Here is a 22,383-nt window from a genome sequence, read left to right as displayed (position 1 = left end):
ATCCCCCAGGACCAGACGCCCCGCGACCCCAACTTCAACCCGGAGGCCGCCGCCGACGGCGTCCGTCTGCAGAAGGTACTGGCCTCGGCCGGCGTCGCCAGCCGCCGCGTCTCCGAAGATCTCATCACCTCCGGTCGCGTGCGGGTGAACGGCAAGGTTGTCACCGAGCTCGGTCGCCGCGTGCACCCTGAAATCGACCAGGTCGCCGTCGACAACGTGGCCGTGCAGCTCGACACCACCCGCCGGTACCTCATGCTCAACAAGCCGGTCGGCGTCGTCTCCTCGATGCAGGACGAGAGCGGCCGCCCCGACCTGCGCGAGTTCACCGACCAGTTCGATGAACGCCTGTTCAACGTGGGCCGGCTCGATGCCCAGACCAGCGGCCTGCTCATTCTCACCAATGACGGCGACCTCGCCCACGTGCTCGCCCACCCCTCCTTCGGTGTCTCCAAGACCTACATCGCCAAGGTGGAGGGCCGCGTCTCGCCGCAGACCATCGGCCAGCTGCAGAGCGGCATCGAACTCGAGGACGGCCCCATTCACGCTGACAAGGCCCGCATTCTGACGAGCCCGCCCGGCGGCGGCTACAGCATGGTCGAGCTGACCCTGCACTCCGGCCGTAACCGCATCGTACGACGGATGCTCGACGCCGTCGGTCACCCCGTGGTTGATCTGGTGCGTCGCCAGTTCGGGCCGCTGAACCTCGGCACCCTGCAGCAGGGCGCCGTGCGGGAACTCACCCGCGAAGAACTGGGCCAGCTGCTCACAGTGTCCCGCCAGGCGCCGAGCGCGCGCCCTGATGCTAACTAACTCCGCGCGAACTAAGGACTGAAATCCATGGCTGAAAGCCGCCTCGTCGGCCCGGTGCGCATCGTCGGCGTCGGCCTGCTCGGAACCAGCGTCGGCCTCGGCCTGCGTAACCGCAAGATCGAAACGATTCTTAGCGATGCGTCGCCGACCAACCTGCGCATCGCGATCGATTACGGCGCCGGCCGGGCCGCCCAGCCAGACGACGAGCCGCAGCTGATCGTGGTCTGCGTGCCGCCCGACGTCACCGCCGACATCGTCGCCCGCGAACTCGCGGCGTACCCCGGCGCGATCGTGACGGATGTCGCAAGCGTCAAGCTTGCCCCACTGGCCGAGCTGCGCGAGCGTGGCGCCGATATCAGCCGCTACATCGGATCGCATCCGCTGGCCGGTCGGGAGAAGGGCGGCCCGCTCTCCGGCCGCGCCGACCTGTTCATCGGCCGTCCCTGGGTCGTTGCCGCACACGACGCGATCAGCTACCAGCAGGCGGGAGCCATTGACGACCTCATCCTCGACCTCGGCGCTATTTTGGTCGAGATGACGCCCGAGGAACATGATCTCGGCGTCGCCCTGGTCTCGCACGTCCCGCAGGTCATCTCGACCCTGATGGCCCGCCGCCTCACCGGTGCCGCGCACTCCTCGCTGAACCTCGCCGGTCAGGGCCTGCGCGACGTGACCCGCGTCGCAGCGAGCGACCCCGATTTGTGGGTGCAGATTCTCGGCGCCAATGCCGGCCCGGTGCGCGATGTGCTGCTGGCCTACCGCGACGACCTCGACCGGTTCATCGATGCACTAGAAGACCCCGCCAAGCCGGGGGCGCAGCGTCAGATCGCTGAAGAACTCGGCGGGGGCAACGCCGGAGTGGCCCGACTGCCCGGAAAACACGGCCAGGACCGGCGTTTCTCCTCGATGGTGGTCATGGTCAACGACCAGCCAGGCCAGATCGCCCGCCTGCTCAACGACATCGGCGACCTCGGAGTTAACCTCGAAGACTTACGCTTGGAACACTCGCCGGGCGCCCAAATCGGCCTAGCCGAAATCTCCGTACTGCCCGAGGCCGTCACTCGCCTCACCGAAGAGCTGGCCGCCCGCGGCTGGCGGATTGCTGGTTAACGCATGGCACGTCACGCCCTCCCCACCCTCGTCGCCATCGACGGACCGGCCGGCAGCGGCAAGTCGAGTGTGAGCCGTGCTGCCGCCCGCCGCCTCGGCTTCGCCTACCTCGACACCGGCGCCGCTTACCGGGCGCTGGCCTGGCTGGCTCTCGACCGCAACACCGACAGCAGCCAAGCGGATGCCGTCACCGCGCTCCTGAAAGACTTCGACTACTCGATCGGTACCGACCCCGACGAGTATTTCGTGACGGTGGGGGAGACCGACGTGACCGACGCGATCCGGTCGCCGGAAGTCAGTGCAGCGGTGAGCGCTGTCGCCCGCGTTCCCGAGGTGCGGGGTGCTCTCACCGAGTTGTTTCGCAGCCTCGCTGCAAACGTGGATCGGCCCGGCGTCGTGGTCGAAGGACGCGACATTACGACCATCGTCGCCCCCGAGGCGGAGGTGCGCATTCTACTCACGGCATCCGAGGAGGCTAGAATGACTAGACGCTCTGCGGAAATAACGACCCAGTCGGCTGAAACCGTGGCAGAACAGCTGCGATCGCGTGATCGCGCTGACTCACAGGTTGTCGATTTCATGAGCGCAGCAGACGGTGTGATAACCGTCGACTCCACCCATCTCGACTTCGAGCAGACCATTGAAGCGGTCATCGACGTCATACACACACGCACGAAGCGGACTTTTGAATGAGTAACGAATACGACGACACGAGCACAGCGCTCGATACCGAGCTGGCGGAACGACTCGCCAATCTCGATGAGGAACTCGCCACCCGGCGTTCCGCCGCGCTGCGCACGGACCTCGACAACTACGACCTCGACGAGGAAGACCTCGACGTACTGCGGGCCGTCACGAACGACCCCGACGCCATCCAGTACCTTCCCGCCGTTCCGGTGATCGCTATCGTCGGCCGCCCGAACGTGGGCAAGTCGGCGCTGGTAAATCGAATCCTCGGCCGCCGCGAAGCCGTTGTGGAGGACACTCCCGGTGTCACGCGAGACCGGGTCGCCTACAAGGGCGAGTGGCACGAACGCAAGTTCAGCCTCGTCGACACCGGCGGCTGGGAGCCAGACGCGAAGGGCATCGACGCTTCCGTCGCCGCTCAGGCCGAGATCGCCATCGACCTGTCCGACCTCGTCATGTTCGTCGTCGACTCCAACGTGGGCCCGACCTCGACCGATGAGGCCGTCGTGCGCATGCTGCGCAAGAGCGGCAAGCCGGTCTTCCTGATTGCCAACAAGGTCGACGACGTGCGCCAGGAACCCGAAGCGGCCAGCCTGTGGTCGCTCGGCCTCGGCCAGCCCTGGCCGGTCTCCGCCCTGCACGGTCGTGGTGTTGCCGACCTGCTCGATGCGATCCTGCTCGTTCTGCCCGAAATCTCCAACGTTGCCAAGCAGGAGGTCGGCGGCCCGCGCCGCGTGGCCATCCTCGGCCGCCCGAACGTCGGAAAGTCCAGCCTGCTCAACAAGGTGGTGGGGGAGGAGCGCGTTGTTGTCAACGAGCTTGCCGGCACAACCCGTGACCCGGTGGACGAGCAGGTTGAACTCGGCGGTAAGGTGTGGCGCTTCGTCGATACCGCCGGCATCCGCCGCCGTGTTCACCTCTCGCAGGGCGCCGACTTCTACGCCTCGCTGCGCACCAGCGCCGCCCTCGAAAAGGCCGAGGTCGCCGTCGTGCTGCTCGACGTGACCGAGGTCATCAGCGAGCAGGACGTGCGCGTCATCGACCTCGTGATCGAGTCGGGCCGTGCGCTCGTGCTCGCCTTCAATAAGTGGGACCAGATCGACGACGACCGTCGCCGCTACCTCGAACGTGAAATCGAGCAGGACCTTGCCCACGTGGCGTGGGCGCCGCGCGTGAACATCTCCGCCAAGACCGGTCGCCACATGGAGAAGCTGGTTCCGGCCCTCGAGCTCGCGCTCGAATCCTGGGACACCCGCATCGCCACCGGCAAGTTCAACGCCTTCCTGGCCGAGCTGGCCGCCGCCCACCCGCACCCCGTGCGCAGCGGCAAGCAGCCGCGCATCCTGTTCGGCACCCAGGCCTCGAGCCGTCCGCCGACGTTCGTGGTCTTCACCACCGGATTCCTCGACCCGGGCTACCGTCGCTACATTCAGCGTCGCCTGCGCGAGATCTACGGCTTCGAGGGAAGCCCGATCAACCTCAGCATGCGCGTGCGCGAGAAGCGCAAACGCTAACTTTTTTTGAACGGATGCGGTCGGGCCTGTTTACGCAGGTCCGGCCGCATTTTTCGTATCCGGCGGGCATCGTTATGAAGTTGGAATGTTACGGGTCGATTTGTGTCTTCGGATATTCTGAGCCAAGCTCAAGTCTTACCTTAATGGCTCCCTACAGCCGACCACCTGCACGTACCGAACTTGTGCGCGACCCGGAATATACATAACGAGCCCATGGCATATAGAGAAGCCCGCACGTCCAAAATCAACCACAACTCAACCCGTGCCCCTCAACACGTCGCCGAAAGCAGCTCGCCCCGGGCTCGACGATTGGCTGTTTGGGCGGCACTTGCCGCCTCGACGATCGCCCTTTCGGGGCTCGCTGCTGTTCCGGCTATCGCCGAAGTAGGCGGCTCCGACCGAAGCGGTGCCGACCGAAGCGCTGCCGACCCGATGACCCCGTCCATCGTTGTCCCGGCCGGCGAAAGTGTCACCACCCGATTGGGCAATGTACCTACCGGCTTGAGCTCCATCGAGGTGGAATACTCCACATCGAACGATGGAGTGCCCACCCAGGTCGAAATTTCTGTCGGCCCCGAGAATACCCAAACCTATTCATTCACCGCTCCGACCGGCGCGAGCGCTACGGCCACCATCACGGTTCCCGTGACGGATAAGACCGACGGCACGATCACCGCGAGCAGTAGCGCCTCGACGGTGTCGCTGAATCTCGCCCTCGTCGGTTTCGAACGCGGCGAGGCTGGTCGCGCGCCAACGCCCAGTCCCGTGCTGGCACCAGCTCCGAAGCCGTCGCCCACGCCGACTCCCGAGCCCACCCCGGCCCCCGAGCCGACTCCGACTCCCGAGCCGACTCCGACTCCCGAGCCGACTCCGACTCCGACTCCGACGCCGACTCCCACTCCGACGCCGACGCCGGCTCCCGAGCCCACCCCGTCGCGTGGCGGTATGCCCGGTAAGTCCAACACCGGCGTTCCTGCCGGTACCGCGCTCACCGTGCACAACGATGACATCACTGTCACCAAGGCCGGCACAGTGCTCGATGGCCTCGACATTCGTGGTCTGGTCAAAATTGAGGCCGCGAACGTCACCATTAAGAACTCCATCATCCGTGGTCGCGAATTGAACGGCATCGGGGCGCTGATCAATAACCTCGGCGGCTTCAGCAACCTCGTGATTGTCGATACCGAGCTGCGCCCCTCCATCGCGTCGCCCGACGCCATGGGCATCTACGGCTACAACTTCACTGCTACCCGGTTGAACATCAACAATGTCATCGACGGAATCCACGTCACCGGCAGCAACGTCGTGATCAAGGACAGCTGGATCCACGACAACCTGCACTACCGGAACGACCCGAATCACGGCGGTACGCCGAGTCACGACGACTCGATCCAAATCCAGGTCGGCAATAATATCAGCGTCACCGGCAATCGCCTGACCGATGCGTATAGCGCTGCGGTGCAGATCACGCAGGACCGTGGACGGGTCGCCAACTTCTCGTACACGGACAACTACGCTGACGGCGGGCACTGCACCGTGAATATCGCCGAGAAGCACTATGGGCCTCTCCAGGGTACGACGATCACCGACAACGAGTTCGGCCGCGACACCAGTCTGAATAATTGTGCTGTCATCGCGCAGACCTCGACGAAGATCGACTTTGCTCGTAACTACTTCACCGACGGCAGCCCGGTGAAAATTTCCAAGGGGTAATTCTCAAAAATCTTTAAACGGATGCGGCCGGACCTGTTAACGCAGGTCCGGCCGCTTTTTTCTGTCCAAATTTTGCAAATTGTCTACCCCTGAACGGGGGTGAACCTGAGAAAGTGATGTGATCGCTTGTAGCATTGCCCATTGTGGGTAATGCTCATCTTGCTCAACAAGGCCTCCTACAGCCTCTCACTCGCACCTCCCGATTCTGTGCACTAGACGAAATGTGAACCATGTCCTCCACTGCTTTCGCTTCGCGTTCTACCCCTCGACCTTCTCGCCGCCTCGCCCTCATTGCCGCGGCCGGCGCCTTCGCCGTCGCGTTCAGCGGCGTCGCCGTTGTGCCGGCCAGCGCCGCCGTCAACACCGTCACGGTCGCCGTGCCGGCCGGTAGCAAGGTCTCGAGCGACCTCGGTACCATTCCGGCCGACGCCGCTTCCGTTGACGTCATGTTCGACACCACCGCTGCCGCCCGCACGGACATCAAGGTTCTGGTCGGCCCGGAGTACACGCAGCGCTACTACTTCACCGCTCCGGTCGGCGATGGCCCCGAGCGCACCTACACGGTTCCGGTCACCAGCAAGTCAGACGGAACCATTGTCGTCGCCAGCAGCGACGCCAACGTCAAGGTCGAGATGACCGTCGTCGGCTACACCAAGAAGGTCGTTCCTGCACCGACCCCGGCTCCGGCACCCGCCCTGGCTCCCGCACCCGCCCCGGCTCCGGCACCTGCCCCGGTACCTGCGCCCACTCCGGCACCGGCTCCGACCACGGTGCCCACCGGCACTATGCTGAACGGCACAAATACCGGTGTTCCCGCCGGCACCGTGCTCAAGGTCGTCAACGGTGACATCAACGTCACCGTCCCCGGTACCGTGCTCAACGGCCTCGATATTCGCGGTCTGGTCAAGATCAACGCCGCCAACGTCACGATCAAGAACTCGATCATTCGTGGTCGTGCCGACAAGCCCGGCGTACTCATCAACAACCTGGGTGGCTTCAGTAACCTGGTCGTGACCGACACTGAAATCTTTCCCACCGTCATGTCGAACAATAACCACGGGATCTACGGTTATAACCTCACCGCGACCCGTCTGAACATTCACAACGTGATCGACGGCATCCACATCACCGGCAGCAACGTGACCGTGCAGAACTCCTGGATCCACGACCATGCACACTACGCGCAGGACCCGAACCACGGCGGAACGCCCAGCCACGACGACGGCATCCAGGTTCAGGTCGGCAACAACATCAAGGTCAACGGCAACCGTCTGACGGGCGCTTACAGCGCCGCCGTGCAGGTCACGCAGGACCGCGGAAAGGTCTCCAACTTCAGCTTCACCAACAACTACGCCGACGGCGGACACTGCACGGTGAACATCGCCCAGAAGACCTACGGCCCCCTGGTCGGCACCGTCATCAAGGACAACACGTTCGGCCGTGACACCGACAACTTCAACTGCGGTATCGTCTCGTCGACCACGACCATCATCGACCACGCCCGCAACTTCTTCACCGACGGCACCGCCGTCACCATCCGCAAGGGTGCCTAAGCCGCAGTACTCCCCACCCAGCTAGCTCCCACCAAGAATTCCCTCGCAGGAAACCAGGCGGGCCCCACGTGCCCAGCACGCGGGGCCCGCTTTTTTGCATGTCCAGCGCGCCGAGTCAGGCGCCGCGCCGCGGCGGACCCGGTCCTGGTCCCGCCCGATCATCGCAGGCCAGCCGCACCACTGCGGGCCTCGCTGACAAACGCGACACCACCTCGAACCCGGCCGCCTCGAACAGCGAGAGTGACCCTTGGTAGAGCTCCGCCGCCGACACCGTGGCCTTCGCCGTCACATCCACCGGGTAGCCTTCGAGCACCCGCGCCCCCAGTGATCGTGCCTGCTCCACGCTCCCACGAGCCCACGAGCCCACGCGCCCACGAGCCCATGAGGACGAATGGACCCGGCAGCTGCTCGTGTTCCTGGCGAAGTAGCTGAACCCAGGAGCGCCCGTCACTGACACGTGAAAAGCCCGCGTCGGCTTGCCGATCTCAGGACTTGATTCCTCTAGATCATCACGACGTTGTTGATCACGTTTGCGGCACTCCGGTGCATCGGCTCCTGGTGCGCCCGGGCGTGCTCGCGGAGGCTCTCGAAGGCTTCATCCATATGGATGTTGTTGCGGGCGGCGATGACGCCTTTGGCCTGCTCGATGAAAACCCGGCTGGTGAGTGCACGCTGCAATTGCGCATTCACCGTGGCATTTTTCGAGCCGAGCGTTCGTGAAGGAGACTGATGGTCGCGACGTCTGCCAGTGCCTGCCCGATTGCGGAGTCTTCACTACTCAGGGCGCCTATTCGCGTTCGAAACAGATTCAGTGCTCCGATGGTGTTGGGGCGAAAGCGCAGGGGGATGGCATCCACGGATTGGAAACCCTGCGACAGTGCCGTCTGAAAATTGGGGTACCGACATCCGTCCGCCGCAATATTTCTCAGCGTGATGACGGCGCCGGACCGATACGCGTCGACGCAGGGACCTGCCCCGGCCTGGTGGTGGAGTACCCCCACGAGGTGGCTCTCCTCACTCGTAGCGGTAGACCTGCAGGTTGCCGTTTTAATCAGCCAGTAGAAGGCCGGCCGCGGTGGCGTCGAGCAACACCACACATTGATCGATCAGAGTGCGCGGGAGACGCTGGTGGCAGATTGCACGACCAGAGTGCGGGGCACCAACCGGAGGAGGCTCCGACTTCAAGGCCCACAACGACCGCGAAAGTCGATCGACCTATTCTCCGCAAGAGATCAGGCTGCGGAGCCAGGTATGAGCTTCTCTGCACGATAGCGGTCGAATAGGGACGTGAAGGAGTCGATCGTGCGGTGGTGCGGGGTGAAGCCTGCGAGGCGGCTCTTGGTGATGTCGGTGAACACTTCGATGGTGCGGCCGAGGTCGGCGTCGGTGTGCCACCAGGACGCGATGCGCCCCAGATCGGACTCCACGAGGCCGTGTGCGGTGGCGACGTCGGCCCAGACCGGCTCCATGCCGGCCATCTGCACCTCGAGGGGACGCGGCTCGTTCACAAAACCTTCCGGAATGACGTCAAAGTAGGCGGCGATGTTCGGCCACATCGCGCGCCAGCGAAAGACATCGCCGTTGACGACATTGAATGCTTCGTTGGCCCCGGCATCCGTTGTCGCGGCCCACACCATCTGCTCGGCGAGGATGGTCGCGTCGGTCATGTCGGTGACGCCGTTCCACTGGGTCTCGCTGCCGGGGAACACAAAGGGAATGCTGAGGTGCTTGCACAGGGACGCCTGCGCGGCGAGGGTGAGTCCCATGTTCATGAGGTTGCCGACGGCATGGCCGATCACGGTGTGCGAGCGGTGCACCGACCAGGTAAACCCTTGGCGAGCGGATGCCGCGAACAGCTCGTCTTCCTGCGCGTAGTAGAAGTTCGCCACATTGAGGCGCGGTTCGTCTTCATGAAAGGGGGTGTCGGGCATATTGCCCTGTCCGTAGGCCTCGAACGGGCCGAGGTAGTGCTTGAGCCCGGTGACGAGGGCGACGTGGCGCACCGGCGCGTGGGCGAGTGCGGCGAGGAGGTCCCGCACCATGCCGGCGTTCACCTCGATGTTGAGTTCCTCGGTGTCCTGACGTGACCAGGCGGCGAAGAAGACCTGTTCGGGGTTCTCGTCGGCCAGTGCGCGCTTCAGGTCGGCGGCGGAGCGCAGGTCCGCCTGGATCCAGCGCACCCCGGGTAGGTCGCGGCCGCTGCGGCGGGCCAGGGCGAGAACCTGCCAGCCCTGGGCGGAGAGCTGGTCGACGACGGCGGATCCGGTGATGCCGGAAGCCCCGACGACGAGGGCGGTGCGGGTGTGGGGCTCGGGTGAAATAGTCATTATTTTGTTTAACCGTGTGGTGTGGGAGGTATTCCTCACGCCATGGCAGCCCAGTTTGGGGACGACGTTGCCGGACCGGAGGTGGGGCCACGACCGCCGCCGGCGGGCATCCGTTTCTGAGGTGAGGCAGGCAACGACGTCGACGCGTCAACTAGACACGCGGCGCTGGGCGTTCCTCCGCGACGACGTCTGGTCTGTTTCGCTTGAGCAGGCCCGATATTTTGAACACGATCCCGACGATGATCAGGCCAAGGATCAGGCCGAACACGGCCGACATCGCGGTGTCGGTGACCCAGACGACGATGGGGCCGGCAGCTACGATGGCGTTCGTGACGGCGTGCAAGACGTCATAGGGGCCGTGCCAGAAAGTCTCGGCGAGGTTGACGATCACCAAATGGCCGCCAACCCACAGCATTGCGACCGTACCGATGATTCCGATCATTCGGAACGCAGCGGGCATGGAGGCCACGATGCGCGCGCCGGTGCGTCGCACTCGCCGTGCGGGGTTTTTCATCAGTGACAGGCCGATGTCGTCGATCTTGACTAAGAGCGCGACCGCGCCGTAGACGAGCACGGTCATGCCGAGGCCGATCACCACCAACGCGCCGAGCGTCATCCAGATGCCGAAATCGGGGTCGAGGCTGGCCAGCGCGATCAGCATGATCTCGGTGCTGAGGATGAGGTCGGTGCGAATGGCGCCGAAAATGAGTTTGCGCTCATCCCGTGATTCGGCCTCGTCGATGGCGTGATGCGCGCCGAACCATTCGGTGACTTTCTCCGCGCCCTCGAAGCACAGGTAGGTGCCGCCGAGGATGAGCAGCCAGGGCAACACCCAGGGCGCGAATGCGGACAAGAGCAACGCGAGCGGGATGATGATGACGAACTTGTTGAACAGACTGCCGAGGGCGATGCGCCAGACGACGTGCAGCTCGCGCGCGGGTGATAGCCCCTGAACATATTGCGGGGTGACGGCTGCGTCGTCGATGACGACACCGGCAGTCTTCGCGCTCGCTTTGAGAGCGGCGGTGAGTATGTCATCGACGACGGCAAGCAGGCCGACCGACATGTGGTTCTCCTTGGCTGGGGGCGCCCAAGTGAAGGGCGCCGACAATAAAGTCCAGAGTACCGTGGGGGAGGTGGGTGCGAGCCGTGGCAATTCGGCATCCGCTCTTAAAATGGGGATGCTGCTCCGGACGGAGTGACCGTTTCGCACAAGGCCGAGTGGAACCGGCACGTGCTCGCGTTTGAAATCGTTGAATGTGATCCGAACGCGCATGGTGCTGCGCATGCTAACTGGACAGCGATACCAGCGCGGTCCAGGTTTTCCCGAAGTCGTCGCTGGCAGCGATGCCGGTGACGTCTGCGACGAGGATCCAGGGCGAGGAGCCGCCGACGACGGCGAACGCTTCGGGGGCACGTCCGGTCGTTCCGGTTTGCGTCCACGTCTCGGCGTCCAGGCGCCAAACTGCGCCGCTGGGATCCAGACCGACCAATCCTCCGCCTGCGTTGGCGTCGACGGTGTCCAGCAGGAGCAGCACGGGGGCGCCAGGCATCGCGCTGAAGGTGCGACCCACGTCGGTGCTCAGCAGGACGCCTTCGGCGGTCGTGGCGTAGAGCCGTTCGGCCTGAGACGGATCCGCGCTCAGGTCGCGGAGTGCAAGGTTCGCTCCCGCTGTCCAGGTGAGGCCGGAGTCGTCACTGATAGAAACGTTCCCGGCGCCCGCGTCGTACCCGTAGACGCGCAGGGTGCCGTCGTCGAGGGGGACGGCATCCAGATCGTGAAAATCAGTCTTGCCCGCCAGCGACAGGGCCGTCCAGGATGAGGCGCCGTCCGTGCTGGAGATGAGCCCCAGGTTGGGGAGCGCCAGGTCGCTGGGTTCGCTCGGATCTGGGTGACCAGACGCCAACAACTGCCCGGGCGCGGCCACGGTGAAACCCATCGTGTCCTGTGCAAGGCCGGCGATCTGTATCGGCTGGGTCGTGTCGGCTCGTGGCGCTCCGGCCAGATAAGTGTCGGGCAGCATGCCGGTCGGGATGAGCCACACCCCCTGGTGGGTGGCCGCGTAGGTATCTCCGGTCAGGGGATCGGCGCCGAGGCCATGCACGTGCTCGACAGCGTTCGCCGTCGAGTTGGTGCTGGGCGTCGAATCCAGATTATTAGTGGAACACCCCGTAAGGATGATAAGGCCGACGAGCGATACCGACAGGGCCGGCATTCGGCATTGTGATCGGTTGAATTTAACCAAGAGTGACTCCGCGAGTGCTCATGAAGGGTTGTGGATTGACGCGGGCACCATTGACGCGTGTTTCAAAGTGCACGTGACAACCATTGGACGCACCCGTCGTTCCCACGAGAGCGATGGTGGCGCCTGCGGAAACCTGTTGCCCGGTGCTCACGAGCAGAGAGCTGTTGTGCGCATAACCGGTTTGGGTTCCGTCACCGTGGTCGATGAGGACCCAGTTGCCGTAGGAGCCCAGCCAGCCGGCGTAGCTGACTGTTCCAGCCGATGCGGCCGACACATTCTGCCCGCAGCCCGCGGCTATATCGGTTCCATAGTGGAACGCACCGACTCCCGCCACCGGTTTATTGGGTCGAGCCCCATACGCTGAGCTAATCCAGCCTGACACGGGCAAGGTCCAGCCCTGTCCGTTGGGCGTGCTGCTGCCGCCCGCAGGCCTGCTCGCTGCTGCGGCCGCCGAAGCGGCGGCCGCAGCAGCCTGGGCGGCGCGCGCTTTCGCGGCGGCAGCTTCGGCTGCCCGTCGGATTTCTTCGCCCGCAGCGTAGTCGGCTTCCGTCGCGGCGCGATCCTCGGTCAGAACTGCTAGCTGCGCCTGTAGAGTTGCGGCAATTTCCTGCTGGTCGGCCAGTGCCGTCTCCACCCGGATGCTCGCGGCCATCGCGTCGGCCAACGCGGTTTCAGCCGTCTCGGCTAGCGCGCCGAGCGTCTGCTGTGCGACCTGGGCCTGATCCGTGAGCGATCTGGCGGAGTTTGCATCAGCGGCGGCGGACTCATAGACCACGCTCATCCGCTCGGTCAGCTTGCTCATGGAGCCAAGCTGATTCAAAAGGTCGCTGGCGCTAGGCCCGTCTAAAAACAGCGACAACGACAGGTCGCTGTTTCCCGACCGAGCGAGCATGGCCGCCAGCCGGCCGGCCTGTTCGCCCGAAATGGCGGCGTCGGCCGAAGCCGCGTCGGCCTGGTCCCGCAAATTCGTTGCTCGCAAGGTCGCATCGTCGAATGCGTTTTGCGCCGCCTCGTAGGTGGCCGCGCGACGAGATGCTTCGGCACGCGCAGCATCCACTTCGGCGGTGAGGCCTGCGATCAGCCCGGTCAACTCCGTGACCTGCGCTTGTTTACCAGCTTCGGACGAACGTGCGGTTTCCACATCGGACCAGCTTGGGTACTCGGCTGCGCCGGCCGGCACCGCGACCAGAAGGAGCGACAGAACCGTCACTGCTACGAGAGCGGACCGAGCGCCAGCCCTGCGCCTAGCCAAGTGACACCCCTCGGGTGCTCATGAATATTTCCGCGTCGATGCGTTCACCGTCGACGCGGGTTTCGAAGTGCACGTGGCAGCCGCTGGATGCACCTGTTGATCCCACTACGGCGATGATTTCACCGGCCACGACCAGTTGACCGGCGTCGACGAGGAGCTGACTGTTGTGGGCATATCCCGTCTCGACGCCATTGCCGTGGTCGATGAGAATCCAGTTGCCATAGGAACCCTGATAGCCCGAGGTGACAACTTTGCCTCCGGTGGCCGCGAAGACGGGCTGGCCGCAGGGTGCGGCTATGTCGGTTCCGTTGTGGAAGTCGCCGACACCATCAACGGGTTTGTTCGGGCGAGAACCGAAGGGACTCGATATTCGGCCCAGAACTGGTAGAGCCCAGCCTTGGTCGCTGAGCTGGCCCGGACTTAAGCTGGCCCATTCCCCATTGCTGGCGATTTCGGTGTACGAGGCCGGTGCGGGTGCTTCCGTGATGGTGTATCCGTCGCGTTCGATGAGAACGGATGCCGTCCCTTCCGCACTGAGGCTTTGTAGCTCGTCCGCCGGGGCGGCGCTCGCAGCAGCGGCTTGAGGTGATTCTGTGTTGACCGCCAGCGCGGGCAGGGACGTGCTTATTGCGAAGAGAGCGATCATCGCCATGGCGCTTCCGGCCGCAGCGCGCTGGCGCAGCGGGATCGAACGGGGTACAACTTTCGCCGCTGGCGCAGTTTTCCAGGGGTCAGAGCGACCCGCGCGCAGCATGCTCTCCATGGCGCGCAAATCGCGTCGTGACATTGGTGGAATGGCGCCGGGAAGGCGGGGCGCTGTGGCGACGTGACCGGTGTTATCCACGTAGTACCGCCCCCGCGACGCGCAGCAGAGAAAGAATTTGACGGCAATGCATACTTGTGTCCTTGCAGGTCATTCAGAAAACGAACGGTGGGTTCCACCGGCGGGCCCTCCAGAGAAGGACCCGCCGGACGTGCCGCTCTAAAGCGAGGCGAGGAGCTTAGCCATTTTGTCGATTTCGGCCGTCTGCGTCTTGACGATGTTGGCGGCCAGCGCCTGCGCATCCGCATTCTCCCCATCATCAATTTCGAGCTGCGCCATCGCGACAGCGCCCTCATGATGCACCGTCATTTGTTCCAGGAACAGGGTGCTGGCCTCTACCCCAGAGGCATCCTGCAGCGCCATCATGTCGTCGTCGGACATCATCCCGTCAGAGCCGCCGCCCATGCCGCCCATGCCCGACATGCCGTTTTCATCTTCGCCCCATGCCGTCAACCAGTCTTTCAGCTGCGTGATCTCCGGTTCCTGAGCGGCCTTGATCTCCGTCGCGAGGTCGATCACGCTTTCATCAATACCGTCCTTGGCAAGGAGGTCATCGCTCATTTGAACGGCCTGCTCGTGATGGGGGATCATCATCTGCGCAAAGGTCACGTCGGCGGAATTAAATGCCGCTGTGGTTTGGCTGGCGGAGGGGGCTGCTGAATCGGTGGCGGGACTGCCGCCAGCGCATGAGCTGAGGGTGAGAGTGGCCGCGAGGGCCACAGCCACATACAGAAAAGTTCGTGGTTTAAACATTGTTCATCCATTCGTCGTAGGCAGTAGAAACCGAGTGGCCGCAAGCACGGCAAAGCTCCGAAGTCACGTGCTGGCTCGGAACTACATCACGGTCTAAACGCGACAGATGGAGAGAAGAGTGAGGCTGGGGCGCTGAACCGGCAGGACGATGGTGCGCCAGGAGTTCGGGAGGATGCTGCCGGCGTCGAGCAGGCGTCGATAGGTGGCCGGAAGCCGAGTCAGGAACACCAGGGCGACGAGCGTGAGGAGCAGAACGCAGGTCATCGCGAGAAGGGCGCAATCAAGCATCCCGCCCAGGCTCCCCGACGAGATCGAAGCAACGACGGGAGCAGCCATGACAGTACCCATTCCCATCACCGAAGATTGTTGCTCAGACACAGTCGATGAAGCAGCGGGAGGCGTATGCATGGCATGCCCGGTGGCCTCGGAATGAATGGCGAAAACGGCGAAAAGCAGCGCGGCGAGAGCGAGCAAGGCGACGAAAGGCGACAAAGGGGCGGGTGCAAAGATCCGTTGTGCCGCGCGATCCCGTGTCATTTCACCTACTTCATTACCTACAGCCAAGATTGAACTGCCAATGTCTTCCCTCGCAGAATACCCCACGGCGCGCTGTGAATCCTGAATGCCAGTCGCACGCGAGCACAACTGCGGGCGGTGACGGCGCTTTCTGCGGACGGCACGGGCAACGCTTCAGGCAGCCACCGTTGATTCCACCTGTGCCAGAGGTGTCGTCGGAGCGGACCACGTCCGAAGCGCAATGATGCCGGCGAGTATCCCTATGCCGGCGAGCACCCCTGCAGTCGGTGCTAGACCGAGCACGGCACCGAGTATCCCGGCGAGAGGATAGGTGACGATGAAGCAGGCGTGCGAGAGGGAGAACTGTGCGGCAAAGACGGCCGGCCGATTCGTTTCGTCGGACGAGCGGCGCAACAGCCGTGCCGACGGCGTCAGGATAGACGAGGTCGCGGCACCGAGCACGAACCAGATCACGAGGAGGCCAGACCAAGTTAAAGGTGTTGCCGGCGCGACAACAATGCCGGCGAGGGATAGAAGCCCGACGGGCAGCACCGCACAGCCGAGCAGCATGACGTTTCGGTCGTCAAAGCGCTCGAGTACCCGTGGAAGCGCGAGCGCGACGAGCATGGACCCGAATCCGTAGCAGGCCAGAGCGAGGGCGAAGTCAGACTGAGCACGGCCGAAGTGGCTTTGCACGAGTACGACGGTGTTCACAATGACCATGCCGGTCGACGTCGCGACGACCATGTTCATGGCGAGCAACGCGCGCAATTCCGGTGTGCGCCAGAAGACGCGTACGCCGCGGGTGAGGCGGTCCAGAAATGGTGTTGGAGTGGCGACCCGGTGCGTAGGCAGGGTGGTTGTGAGCACGAGCAGGGCAGAACCCACGAATCCGACGACAGTCCCCACGAAGAGAGAATGGTAACTGATCACGGTCAACAGGGCGGCGGCCAGGATGGGGCTTAGAAGCGATTCGAGGTCGTAAGCCAGTCGCGACAGCGACAATGCCCGGGTGTATTCACTTTCATCCGGAAGCACAGCCGGAATCAGCGCTTGGAATGCCGGGGTGAAGGTTGCGGAGGCGGCTTGCAGCACGAAGATGAGCACGTAGATCTGCCAGGCCTCGGTGACGAACGGCAGCGAGAGCGCGACGATCGCGCGCAGCACATCAGCTGACACCAGCAGCATCTTGCGCGGCAGGTGCGCCGTCAGGGCGGAGATCACCGGGGCAATACCGACATAGGCGAGCATCTTAATGGTCAGCGCGATGCCGAGCACGATGCCGGCGTCGCCGCCGGCCAGGTCGAAGGCGAGCAGGCCCAATGCCACGGTGAGCAGTCCGGTACCGATCAGCGCCACAATTTGCGCGCTGAACAATCGGCGGTACGTGCGGTTTCGCAGAACCTCAAGCATGAGCGCTCCCGTCGACTGCGTCAGTAGCCCGTTCAAGCGGATGCCGGTGGTGTGCCGGTGTGCCCTCGACGGCATGCTCGGCCTGGAAAATCGCATCCGCAACGAGCTGGCGGGCATGCTCATTGGCCAGACGGTAGAACACCCGCGTGCCCTCGCGGCGGGTCACCACGATGCGCCCGAGCCGCAGCTTTGCGAGGTGCTGGGAGACTGCAGCTTGAGACTTGTCGACTGTTTCGGCGAGCTGGTTGACCGACAGCTCTGTGTCGCGGAGGGCCAGAATGATGCGAATTCGCGTCGCGTCGGCGAGCATGGCGAAGACCTCCACGGCCAGCTCGACGTACTCCCCATCCGAATCAAGCGTGCACGTCTTCTTATCTGCATTCATATGCAGATTATTGCACATGCATCCTGTGTTGCGATAGAGGCGCTGGACCGGGTGAGATCGGTGGTCCAACCCGCGGGCGAGACGCTGGCGGCCAGCTATGGCGTTGGTTGGCGGGCCCGTCGCGGCGCGTGTCAGCGTCATGAAAACGATGGCCCGCAACCCGGTCCTTAACACTTCCCCTACAGGGTCTCTTAGCCTCGATCCACCGGTCGAGTTGAGGTTGTGGCGGCGCGTTAAAGCGAGAATGCCTGTCGGATCAGGAAAAATAAAACTGACTGAGGGTACAATTCGATCGCTCCGAGAGGCACCTCGTAAATGCAACTTTTCCATACTTCGAACCGTTTGTCGGCCGCAGTGCTGGTCCCGGCGCTGGCTCTGGCGGTGAAAACGGCTCTCGGGGAGCTCGTCGATGCCCGGCTGAGCCTGCCCAGCTACTTCGGCGCGAACGCCGGATTGAAAGTCACCGCGTTGGTCGCGGGGATGCTCGCCGGCGCCGAGGAGAAGGTGATCACGGTCGTTCTCCAGACGGGCATGCTGAGGCTTCGCCCGGCTGCATCCTGAACTTTGCAGTCTGAGTGCACGCCAATGCGGCGGAGGGGTAGCGGAGCTCCTCCGCCGCATTCTCGTCCCGGCGGCATGATCAGCGCTGGAGGAGCGCACCTGGATTCAGTCGAACCGGTTAGTGGCCAAGCGTCGCAGGGCGAGGGCGAGAGCCAGACGCACGCGTCCGCGGGGAGAGCGCGGGTCGAACCCCAGGGCGTCTGCGAAACCAGCCGCCTTGGCCTGGACGGTCGAGTGGTGGAGTCCGACTTCCACAGCGACGGCGCGCAGGCTGTCGGTATCTGCAATTGACTCCAGAATTGCGGCAGCGCGCGGCTGTGACTGCACCAAAGCTTCCAGCGCGATCAGGTCGGGGGAATCATGCGCACGCCCGTCCGTTGCATCGGCGAGAAGTAACATGGCTCCGAGTTCCTCGGCGTTCACGACAGGCTCGCGCTCCGATGAGAGCCGAAGCGCGATCAAAGCGGATGCCCAGGATCGGTCGAGCGCGTCGGGCGGTGTCGAGATCCCGATCCCGGCGCGTTCGGTTGGCTCCACGACTTCCGTGATCTCGGTAGCCTGAAGGCCCGCGCGAATGGATCCGAAGTCCGTGCTGAGAACGACGCTGGGCCCACTCAGTATCGTGTCCTCCGGAGTGGCGGAAACCCGGTAGAGCGTGCGGGGCACCAGGCGCAGTCTGTGTGTAGCCTCGAGGCGGGCTTGTGGCGTTGACTCTGAGTCAATGATCACTTGCAGGGCGCGCCGCGTCGCAGCGGCAGGAGATATTCGCTCCCATGCGATCCCGAGTGCAATGGCCAAACGTTCGAGGATCATGTCGTCGTTCGCGTGAGCTGATCCCTCGCGTTCGATCCAGGCCATGCCGCCGCCGAAGGAATGCGACGGCCATCCATCACGGGTGCAGGGTTCCAAAGCGCGAACCCCCGAAGCGTCGATGCGCAGGACGGCGTCGTCGGAGCTGAAGCCGGCAGCGCATCCGCTTAAAATCGCGGCCCCCCGCAAGATGACCTGTGTGCTGGCGTGGCCGGCGACGAGGACGTCGAAGTACGCGATGACCTTGATGGTTTCGGTCGCCTCGGCGTCGAGAGCCGTGAGACGACCCACGAGTTCCTGCATCTTCGCCACTCATTTGGGTTAGTCGTTGTGCCCACAATAACAGTCGACGCCGACGGGAAGGGCGGGCACAACGATGTCTTTACTCGCCGAGGATGCGGTGTAACCAGGCGACGCGCGCCGCTCGCGCCTCAAGGGACAGAGCTGCCTGAGGCGCCATCGCGTCGAAGCCGTGGAATCCGCCGGGCCAGACGTGCAACTCCGCAATACCTCCTTGTTCCCAGATTTTCGTCGCATAGGCGACGTCTTCGTCACGGAACACCTCGGCCGTCGCGACGTCGATAAAGGTTGGCGGAAGATTGGTCAGGTCGGTGGCGCGGGCCGGCGCGGCATAGATAGATACGTTTTCGGTCCTGCGTCGATCACCGAGCAGGGAGTCCCAGCCCGTGTCGTTGCTCCCGCGGTCCCAAACACCGAATCCGTCAATCTGGTGGCTCGAAACGGTTTCATTGCGATCGTCGAGCATGGGATAGATCAGCAGCTGACCGGCGAGGGTCGGAGTGCCGAGGTCGCGCGCTTTGAGGGCCACTCCGGCCGCCAGTCCGCCACCAGCGCTGGCACCACCGATGACGATTCGGTCGACGTCGATACCGAGTTCGTCAGCATGATTGGCCATCCAGGCGAGTCCGGCGTACGAGTCATCAACGGGGTAGGGGTCGGGATTCTCCGGCGCCAGACGGTACTCGACCGACACGACGACAGCATCGAACTCCATAACCCAGGCGAGATACTCGTCAGCGCCCGTGAACCGGTCGCCGATAATCATTCCTCCGCCGTGCAGGTGATAGATTCCGGGGCCGCCGGCGACATGATCGGTGCGGGAGAAGATCGATACGGTCAGGTCTGGTGCACCAACCGGGCCGGGAATGGTTCGCTCCTCATGGCGGATCGGACGGTCTCCGATGATCTCGTTGATCGGCGTCCCGAGCAGGCCGCCTTGGCGAAAGGGAACGATGAGTTCCGGGGTGATCGTCGGTGGCAGCATTTCTCCAATGACGGCAAGAACAGCGCCGAGTTCGACATCGAACGGTGGAGCGGGGTGGGTTGCAATTGTCATGTGGACCTCCATTGGTCTCGGTCACGGCTTTGTGGCCTGACCCGAGTATGCCGCCTGTCGCCAAGGCAACGGGACCGCCGTCGATACGCATTTGCGTTCGGTGTACCCGCCATGTGGCGGACCAGACTCGATCGCGTAGAACGGACCGCTCTCCCGGTTGTTTCTCCCCGTCGGGAAATCGAGTCAAGAAGATGAGCAGTCAAATGGAAACGAAAAGTCTCGGCAGATCTTGCGATCTTCAAGGACTTTTGGTGGGCCGTTCGCAAAACCCAGCAGGGCGCGGATCGCGGGGAAATCGGGGAACGATTTTCCTCCGCACGGCGCGCGATTTTCCTCCAGTTCGCAGAAATTAGCACTCACCGCTTCGCGGGGATTCGGATGACCGCAGAGCGTCGCGCAGCCCTGCACGCCCTCATGAACCGCCGGTAATCACCTCGCTGTGCACGGATTGTCATTGAGTGCTGGCAGCAAATTCTCGATGATGCGGCCGTCGACACCGCATCGAGCATCCAGGCCTTTCCCGGCCGCAAGGCCCACGTAGAGGGGCAAAGATTTGGCCCAGGCCGGGAACCGACGGGGTGAAACGGTGCGAGCGTGCCTCGCATGAAATCCTCGCGCCTCTGCCGGACATGCCTCAGTATGAGAGTTGTGACCGACACCCAGCGCGAAAAGCGGATGCGCAACCTCGTTGCGCTCGTCGGCGACCCTGTGCGCCGCTACCTGCACCGACGCACCGACGCCGCGACGGCCGACGATGTGATCGGCGACACGCTGCTCGTGTGCTGGCGCCGCCTCGACGAGGTGCCCGACGATGCCCTCCCCTGGGCGATCGTCGTCGCTCGACAGTGCCTCAGCAACGCCCAACGCGCCGAGCGTCGCCGCACCCGTCTCATCGGCCGCATCATCGCGATCGACCCGCCGGCGGCGGTTGCACACGAGAACCCGGCAGCATCCACCGTCGATGAAGGCACTGCCGTGGCGGCCCGCGTGACCGCAGCCCTCGCCGGCCTGCGTCGAGACGATGCCGAGATCCTGCGGCTGTGGGCGTGGGACGAGTTGACGAGCCCGCAGATTGCCGTTGTGCTCGGCGTCAGCGCGAACGCAGCGGCGATCCGGCTGCATCGCGCGAAGGCGCGCCTCAAGCAGGAGCTACTGAAATCGGGCCACCCGACCGGACATGTACCTTACAACGAAGGGAGCGACGATGCACGACGATGACCGTGCGCTGCGCGATCAGCTGCGCGCCGCCGATCCGACCCGCGCGCTGCCCCCTGCCTCGCCGACGTGGCTCGACCACAGAATGGAGCAGATCATGACCGACCAATCCGTCACCACCCCGACTGTCACCCCCGAGACACCGCGACGCGCGTTCCGGCGGTGGATGCCGGTGGCCGGCGTTGCCGCGGGCCTCGCCATCGCCGCCGCTATTGTCGTACCCCTCGTTCTCGGTGGTCCGGAACCCACCGTCGAGGCGCTGCAGCCTCCCATGGGTGGAGGCCTCGCGAGCGGTAGCTGCCTCGTACTCGAGCCGACGACCGTCGCGGCGCAGGAGCAGGCGTTCGCCGCGACGGTGCTGCAGATCCAGGGCAACACCGTTTTGCTGGAGGTCACAGAGCGCTTTGTCGGCGAGGTCGCCGACCGCGTAGAGGTGGCGCAGGTCGACGCGATGACCTCCGATTTCTCGGGCGTGCCCTTCGCGGTCGGCCAGAGCTACCTCGTCGGCGCAGTCGATGGAACGATCACGGGATGCGGCGTGACCGGGGCCGACAGTGCCGAGCTTCGCGCGGTCTACGACGCAGCGTTCCCTGGCTGATCCAGGTCCGCGAGTGCGGCTGGCGGGAAAAGTGCGTGGAATCGTCCCATCTCATATCGGAACGTCACGGCGGTCAGTGCGACCGCTGTGACGTTCCCCAGGAGCACCACGACTCCGGCGGAGTGTAGCTGGGCACAGCGGCTGGTCATTGGAGTTGCGGCGATGGCAAAAGGACGAAAATAGAGGCTACATTTTTCATACTCTCGCCGGCAAGTGAGGCGGGTCTGACCCAGAATAACCGGCCGACAGCCCACCGCCTCAAATAACTGGCGGACGCTCGCGCAGCATCCCCTCATACCAGAAATCGCTCCTGAGAATCCTCAGGAGCGATTTCTTTTTGTTCCGACCGGGCCGTTTTGCGAACGGACTTTTAGTCGGGCTGACAGGATTCGAACCTGCGACCCCCTGCAGAATCGAAGGGGATTCGAACCTGCGACCCCCTGCAGAATCGAAGGGGATTCTGAACTCGACCGAATGTCTTCGAAACTCGCGGATTCCTTTGATTTTTCAGGGAACCGGGCGGTTCGCTTGATCTGAGTGTACGCGTTCAGGTTGGGTCGGCGACGGTTGATTTAGGTGGGTTAATAGTGCGCATTCAGCCAGGATAAATGTGAAAAGCTGATGCGAAGTGGGGTCACGTCCCGCCGGTTGGTGTAATTCATCGTCACCGTGCGGGTCAGCTGATTTGATTATGCGGCAATGAGCTCGGGAACGGGAATCACCCCCGTCAGGGCGCTGGC

General features: G+C 63.8%; 22 protein-coding genes. 9 read left to right on the top strand and 13 right to left on the bottom strand.

Going from position 1 to position 22,383, the window contains the following annotated elements:
• From E3O11_RS09830 to E3O11_RS17860, 6 genes are all read left to right on the top strand, one after another.
• Positions 1-810 (top strand): pseudouridine synthase, encoded by an 810-nt coding sequence (locus tag E3O11_RS09830; RefSeq protein ID WP_092452931.1) that lies wholly within the window; start codon positions 1-3, stop codon positions 808-810.
• Between the two features lie 27 nt (positions 811-837).
• A complete protein-coding gene (locus tag E3O11_RS09825) occupies positions 838-1,920 on the top strand; it encodes a prephenate dehydrogenase (protein WP_092452863.1) in 1,083 nt (360 codons plus the stop codon).
• A 3-nt stretch (positions 1,921-1,923) separates the two neighbouring features.
• A complete protein-coding gene (cmk, locus tag E3O11_RS09820) occupies positions 1,924-2,613 on the top strand; it encodes a (d)CMP kinase (RefSeq protein ID WP_092452865.1) in 690 nt (229 codons plus the stop codon).
• Positions 2,610-4,121, top strand: coding sequence for a ribosome biogenesis GTPase Der (der, locus tag E3O11_RS09815; RefSeq protein ID WP_092452868.1), 1,512 nt, complete (start codon positions 2,610-2,612; stop codon positions 4,119-4,121). The genes cmk and der overlap by 4 nt, the downstream gene beginning before the upstream one ends.
• Positions 4,122-4,334: 213 nt before the next feature.
• Positions 4,335-5,834 (top strand): hypothetical protein, encoded by a 1,500-nt coding sequence (locus E3O11_RS17835; RefSeq protein WP_174844048.1) that lies wholly within the window; start codon positions 4,335-4,337, stop codon positions 5,832-5,834.
• Positions 5,835-6,064: 230 nt separating this feature from the next.
• Entirely contained in the window at positions 6,065-7,387 is a 1,323-nt protein-coding gene (locus E3O11_RS17860; RefSeq protein ID WP_092452871.1) for a hypothetical protein, read from the top strand.
• Positions 7,388-7,888: 501 nt separating this feature from the next.
• Here E3O11_RS17860 and E3O11_RS09800 read toward each other — a convergent pair.
• The 11 genes from E3O11_RS09800 to E3O11_RS09750 all read right to left on the bottom strand — a co-directional run bounded on the left by E3O11_RS09800 (position 7,889) and on the right by E3O11_RS09750 (position 17,102).
• Positions 7,889-8,077 (bottom strand): ANTAR domain-containing protein, encoded by a 189-nt coding sequence (locus E3O11_RS09800; RefSeq protein ID WP_092452877.1) that lies wholly within the window; start codon positions 8,075-8,077, stop codon positions 7,889-7,891.
• A complete protein-coding gene (locus E3O11_RS18735) occupies positions 8,074-8,388 on the bottom strand; it encodes a GAF domain-containing protein (RefSeq protein WP_166787560.1) in 315 nt (104 codons plus the stop codon). The genes E3O11_RS09800 and E3O11_RS18735 overlap by 4 nt, the downstream gene beginning before the upstream one ends.
• Positions 8,389-8,619: 231 nt before the next feature.
• Positions 8,620-9,714, bottom strand: a complete 1,095-nt coding sequence (locus E3O11_RS09790; protein ID WP_092452883.1) for an SDR family oxidoreductase — start codon at positions 9,712-9,714, stop codon at positions 8,620-8,622.
• A gap of 151 nt (positions 9,715-9,865) precedes the next feature.
• Entirely contained in the window at positions 9,866-10,780 is a 915-nt protein-coding gene (locus E3O11_RS09785) for a DUF808 domain-containing protein (RefSeq protein WP_092452886.1), read from the bottom strand.
• Between the two features lie 223 nt (positions 10,781-11,003).
• Positions 11,004-11,930 carry a sialidase family protein gene (locus tag E3O11_RS09780; protein ID WP_092452890.1) on the bottom strand — a complete coding sequence of 309 codons (927 nt, stop codon included), beginning with the start codon at positions 11,928-11,930 and terminating at the stop codon, positions 11,004-11,006.
• A 22-nt stretch (positions 11,931-11,952) separates the two neighbouring features.
• Positions 11,953-13,170 carry a M23 family metallopeptidase gene (locus tag E3O11_RS09775; protein ID WP_092452893.1) on the bottom strand — a complete coding sequence of 406 codons (1,218 nt, stop codon included), beginning with the start codon at positions 13,168-13,170 and terminating at the stop codon, positions 11,953-11,955.
• 34 nt (positions 13,171-13,204) lie between these two features.
• Positions 13,205-13,864, bottom strand: coding sequence for a M23 family metallopeptidase (locus E3O11_RS09770; RefSeq protein WP_166787559.1), 660 nt, complete (start codon positions 13,862-13,864; stop codon positions 13,205-13,207).
• Positions 13,865-14,194: 330 nt separating this feature from the next.
• Positions 14,195-14,788 (bottom strand): DUF305 domain-containing protein, encoded by a 594-nt coding sequence (locus tag E3O11_RS09765; protein ID WP_092452899.1) that lies wholly within the window; start codon positions 14,786-14,788, stop codon positions 14,195-14,197.
• Between the two features lie 93 nt (positions 14,789-14,881).
• Positions 14,882-15,124 carry a hypothetical protein gene (locus E3O11_RS09760; RefSeq protein ID WP_134495512.1) on the bottom strand — a complete coding sequence of 81 codons (243 nt, stop codon included), beginning with the start codon at positions 15,122-15,124 and terminating at the stop codon, positions 14,882-14,884.
• Between the two features lie 354 nt (positions 15,125-15,478).
• Positions 15,479-16,717 carry an MFS transporter gene (locus tag E3O11_RS09755; protein ID WP_092452905.1) on the bottom strand — a complete coding sequence of 413 codons (1,239 nt, stop codon included), beginning with the start codon at positions 16,715-16,717 and terminating at the stop codon, positions 15,479-15,481.
• Positions 16,710-17,102 (bottom strand): ArsR/SmtB family transcription factor, encoded by a 393-nt coding sequence (locus E3O11_RS09750; protein WP_092452908.1) that lies wholly within the window; start codon positions 17,100-17,102, stop codon positions 16,710-16,712. The genes E3O11_RS09755 and E3O11_RS09750 overlap by 8 nt, the downstream gene beginning before the upstream one ends.
• 342 nt (positions 17,103-17,444) lie before the next feature.
• On the opposite strand from E3O11_RS09750, the gene E3O11_RS09745 reads away from it, so the two are divergent.
• Positions 17,445-17,663: a hypothetical protein gene (locus E3O11_RS09745; protein ID WP_373866171.1), complete on the top strand. Its 219-nt coding sequence runs from the start codon at positions 17,445-17,447 to the stop codon at positions 17,661-17,663.
• A gap of 105 nt (positions 17,664-17,768) precedes the next feature.
• Here E3O11_RS09745 and E3O11_RS09740 read toward each other — a convergent pair whose 3' ends face one another.
• A complete protein-coding gene (locus tag E3O11_RS09740) occupies positions 17,769-18,785 on the bottom strand; it encodes a hypothetical protein (protein WP_134495510.1) in 1,017 nt (338 codons plus the stop codon).
• 70 nt (positions 18,786-18,855) lie between these two features.
• Positions 18,856-19,830, bottom strand: a complete 975-nt coding sequence (locus E3O11_RS09735; protein ID WP_092452914.1) for an alpha/beta hydrolase — start codon at positions 19,828-19,830, stop codon at positions 18,856-18,858.
• Positions 19,831-20,478: 648 nt separating this feature from the next.
• On the opposite strand from E3O11_RS09735, the gene E3O11_RS09730 reads away from it, so the two are divergent.
• On the top strand, positions 20,479-21,048 hold the full coding sequence (locus E3O11_RS09730) for an RNA polymerase sigma factor (RefSeq protein WP_092452917.1): 570 nt from the start codon (positions 20,479-20,481) through the stop codon (positions 21,046-21,048).
• Positions 21,035-21,643: a hypothetical protein gene (locus tag E3O11_RS09725; protein ID WP_092452920.1), complete on the top strand. Its 609-nt coding sequence runs from the start codon at positions 21,035-21,037 to the stop codon at positions 21,641-21,643. Before E3O11_RS09730 ends, E3O11_RS09725 begins: the two co-directional genes overlap by 14 nt.
• Positions 21,644-22,383: the final 740 nt, after the last annotated feature.

Source organism: Cryobacterium levicorallinum (assembly GCF_004402405.1).
In the GTDB taxonomy this organism is placed as follows: domain Bacteria; phylum Actinomycetota; class Actinomycetes; order Actinomycetales; family Microbacteriaceae; genus Cryobacterium; species Cryobacterium levicorallinum.
The sequence above is the reverse complement of the archived record's forward strand: the minus strand, read 5'-3'. Positions and strand labels throughout refer to the sequence as shown.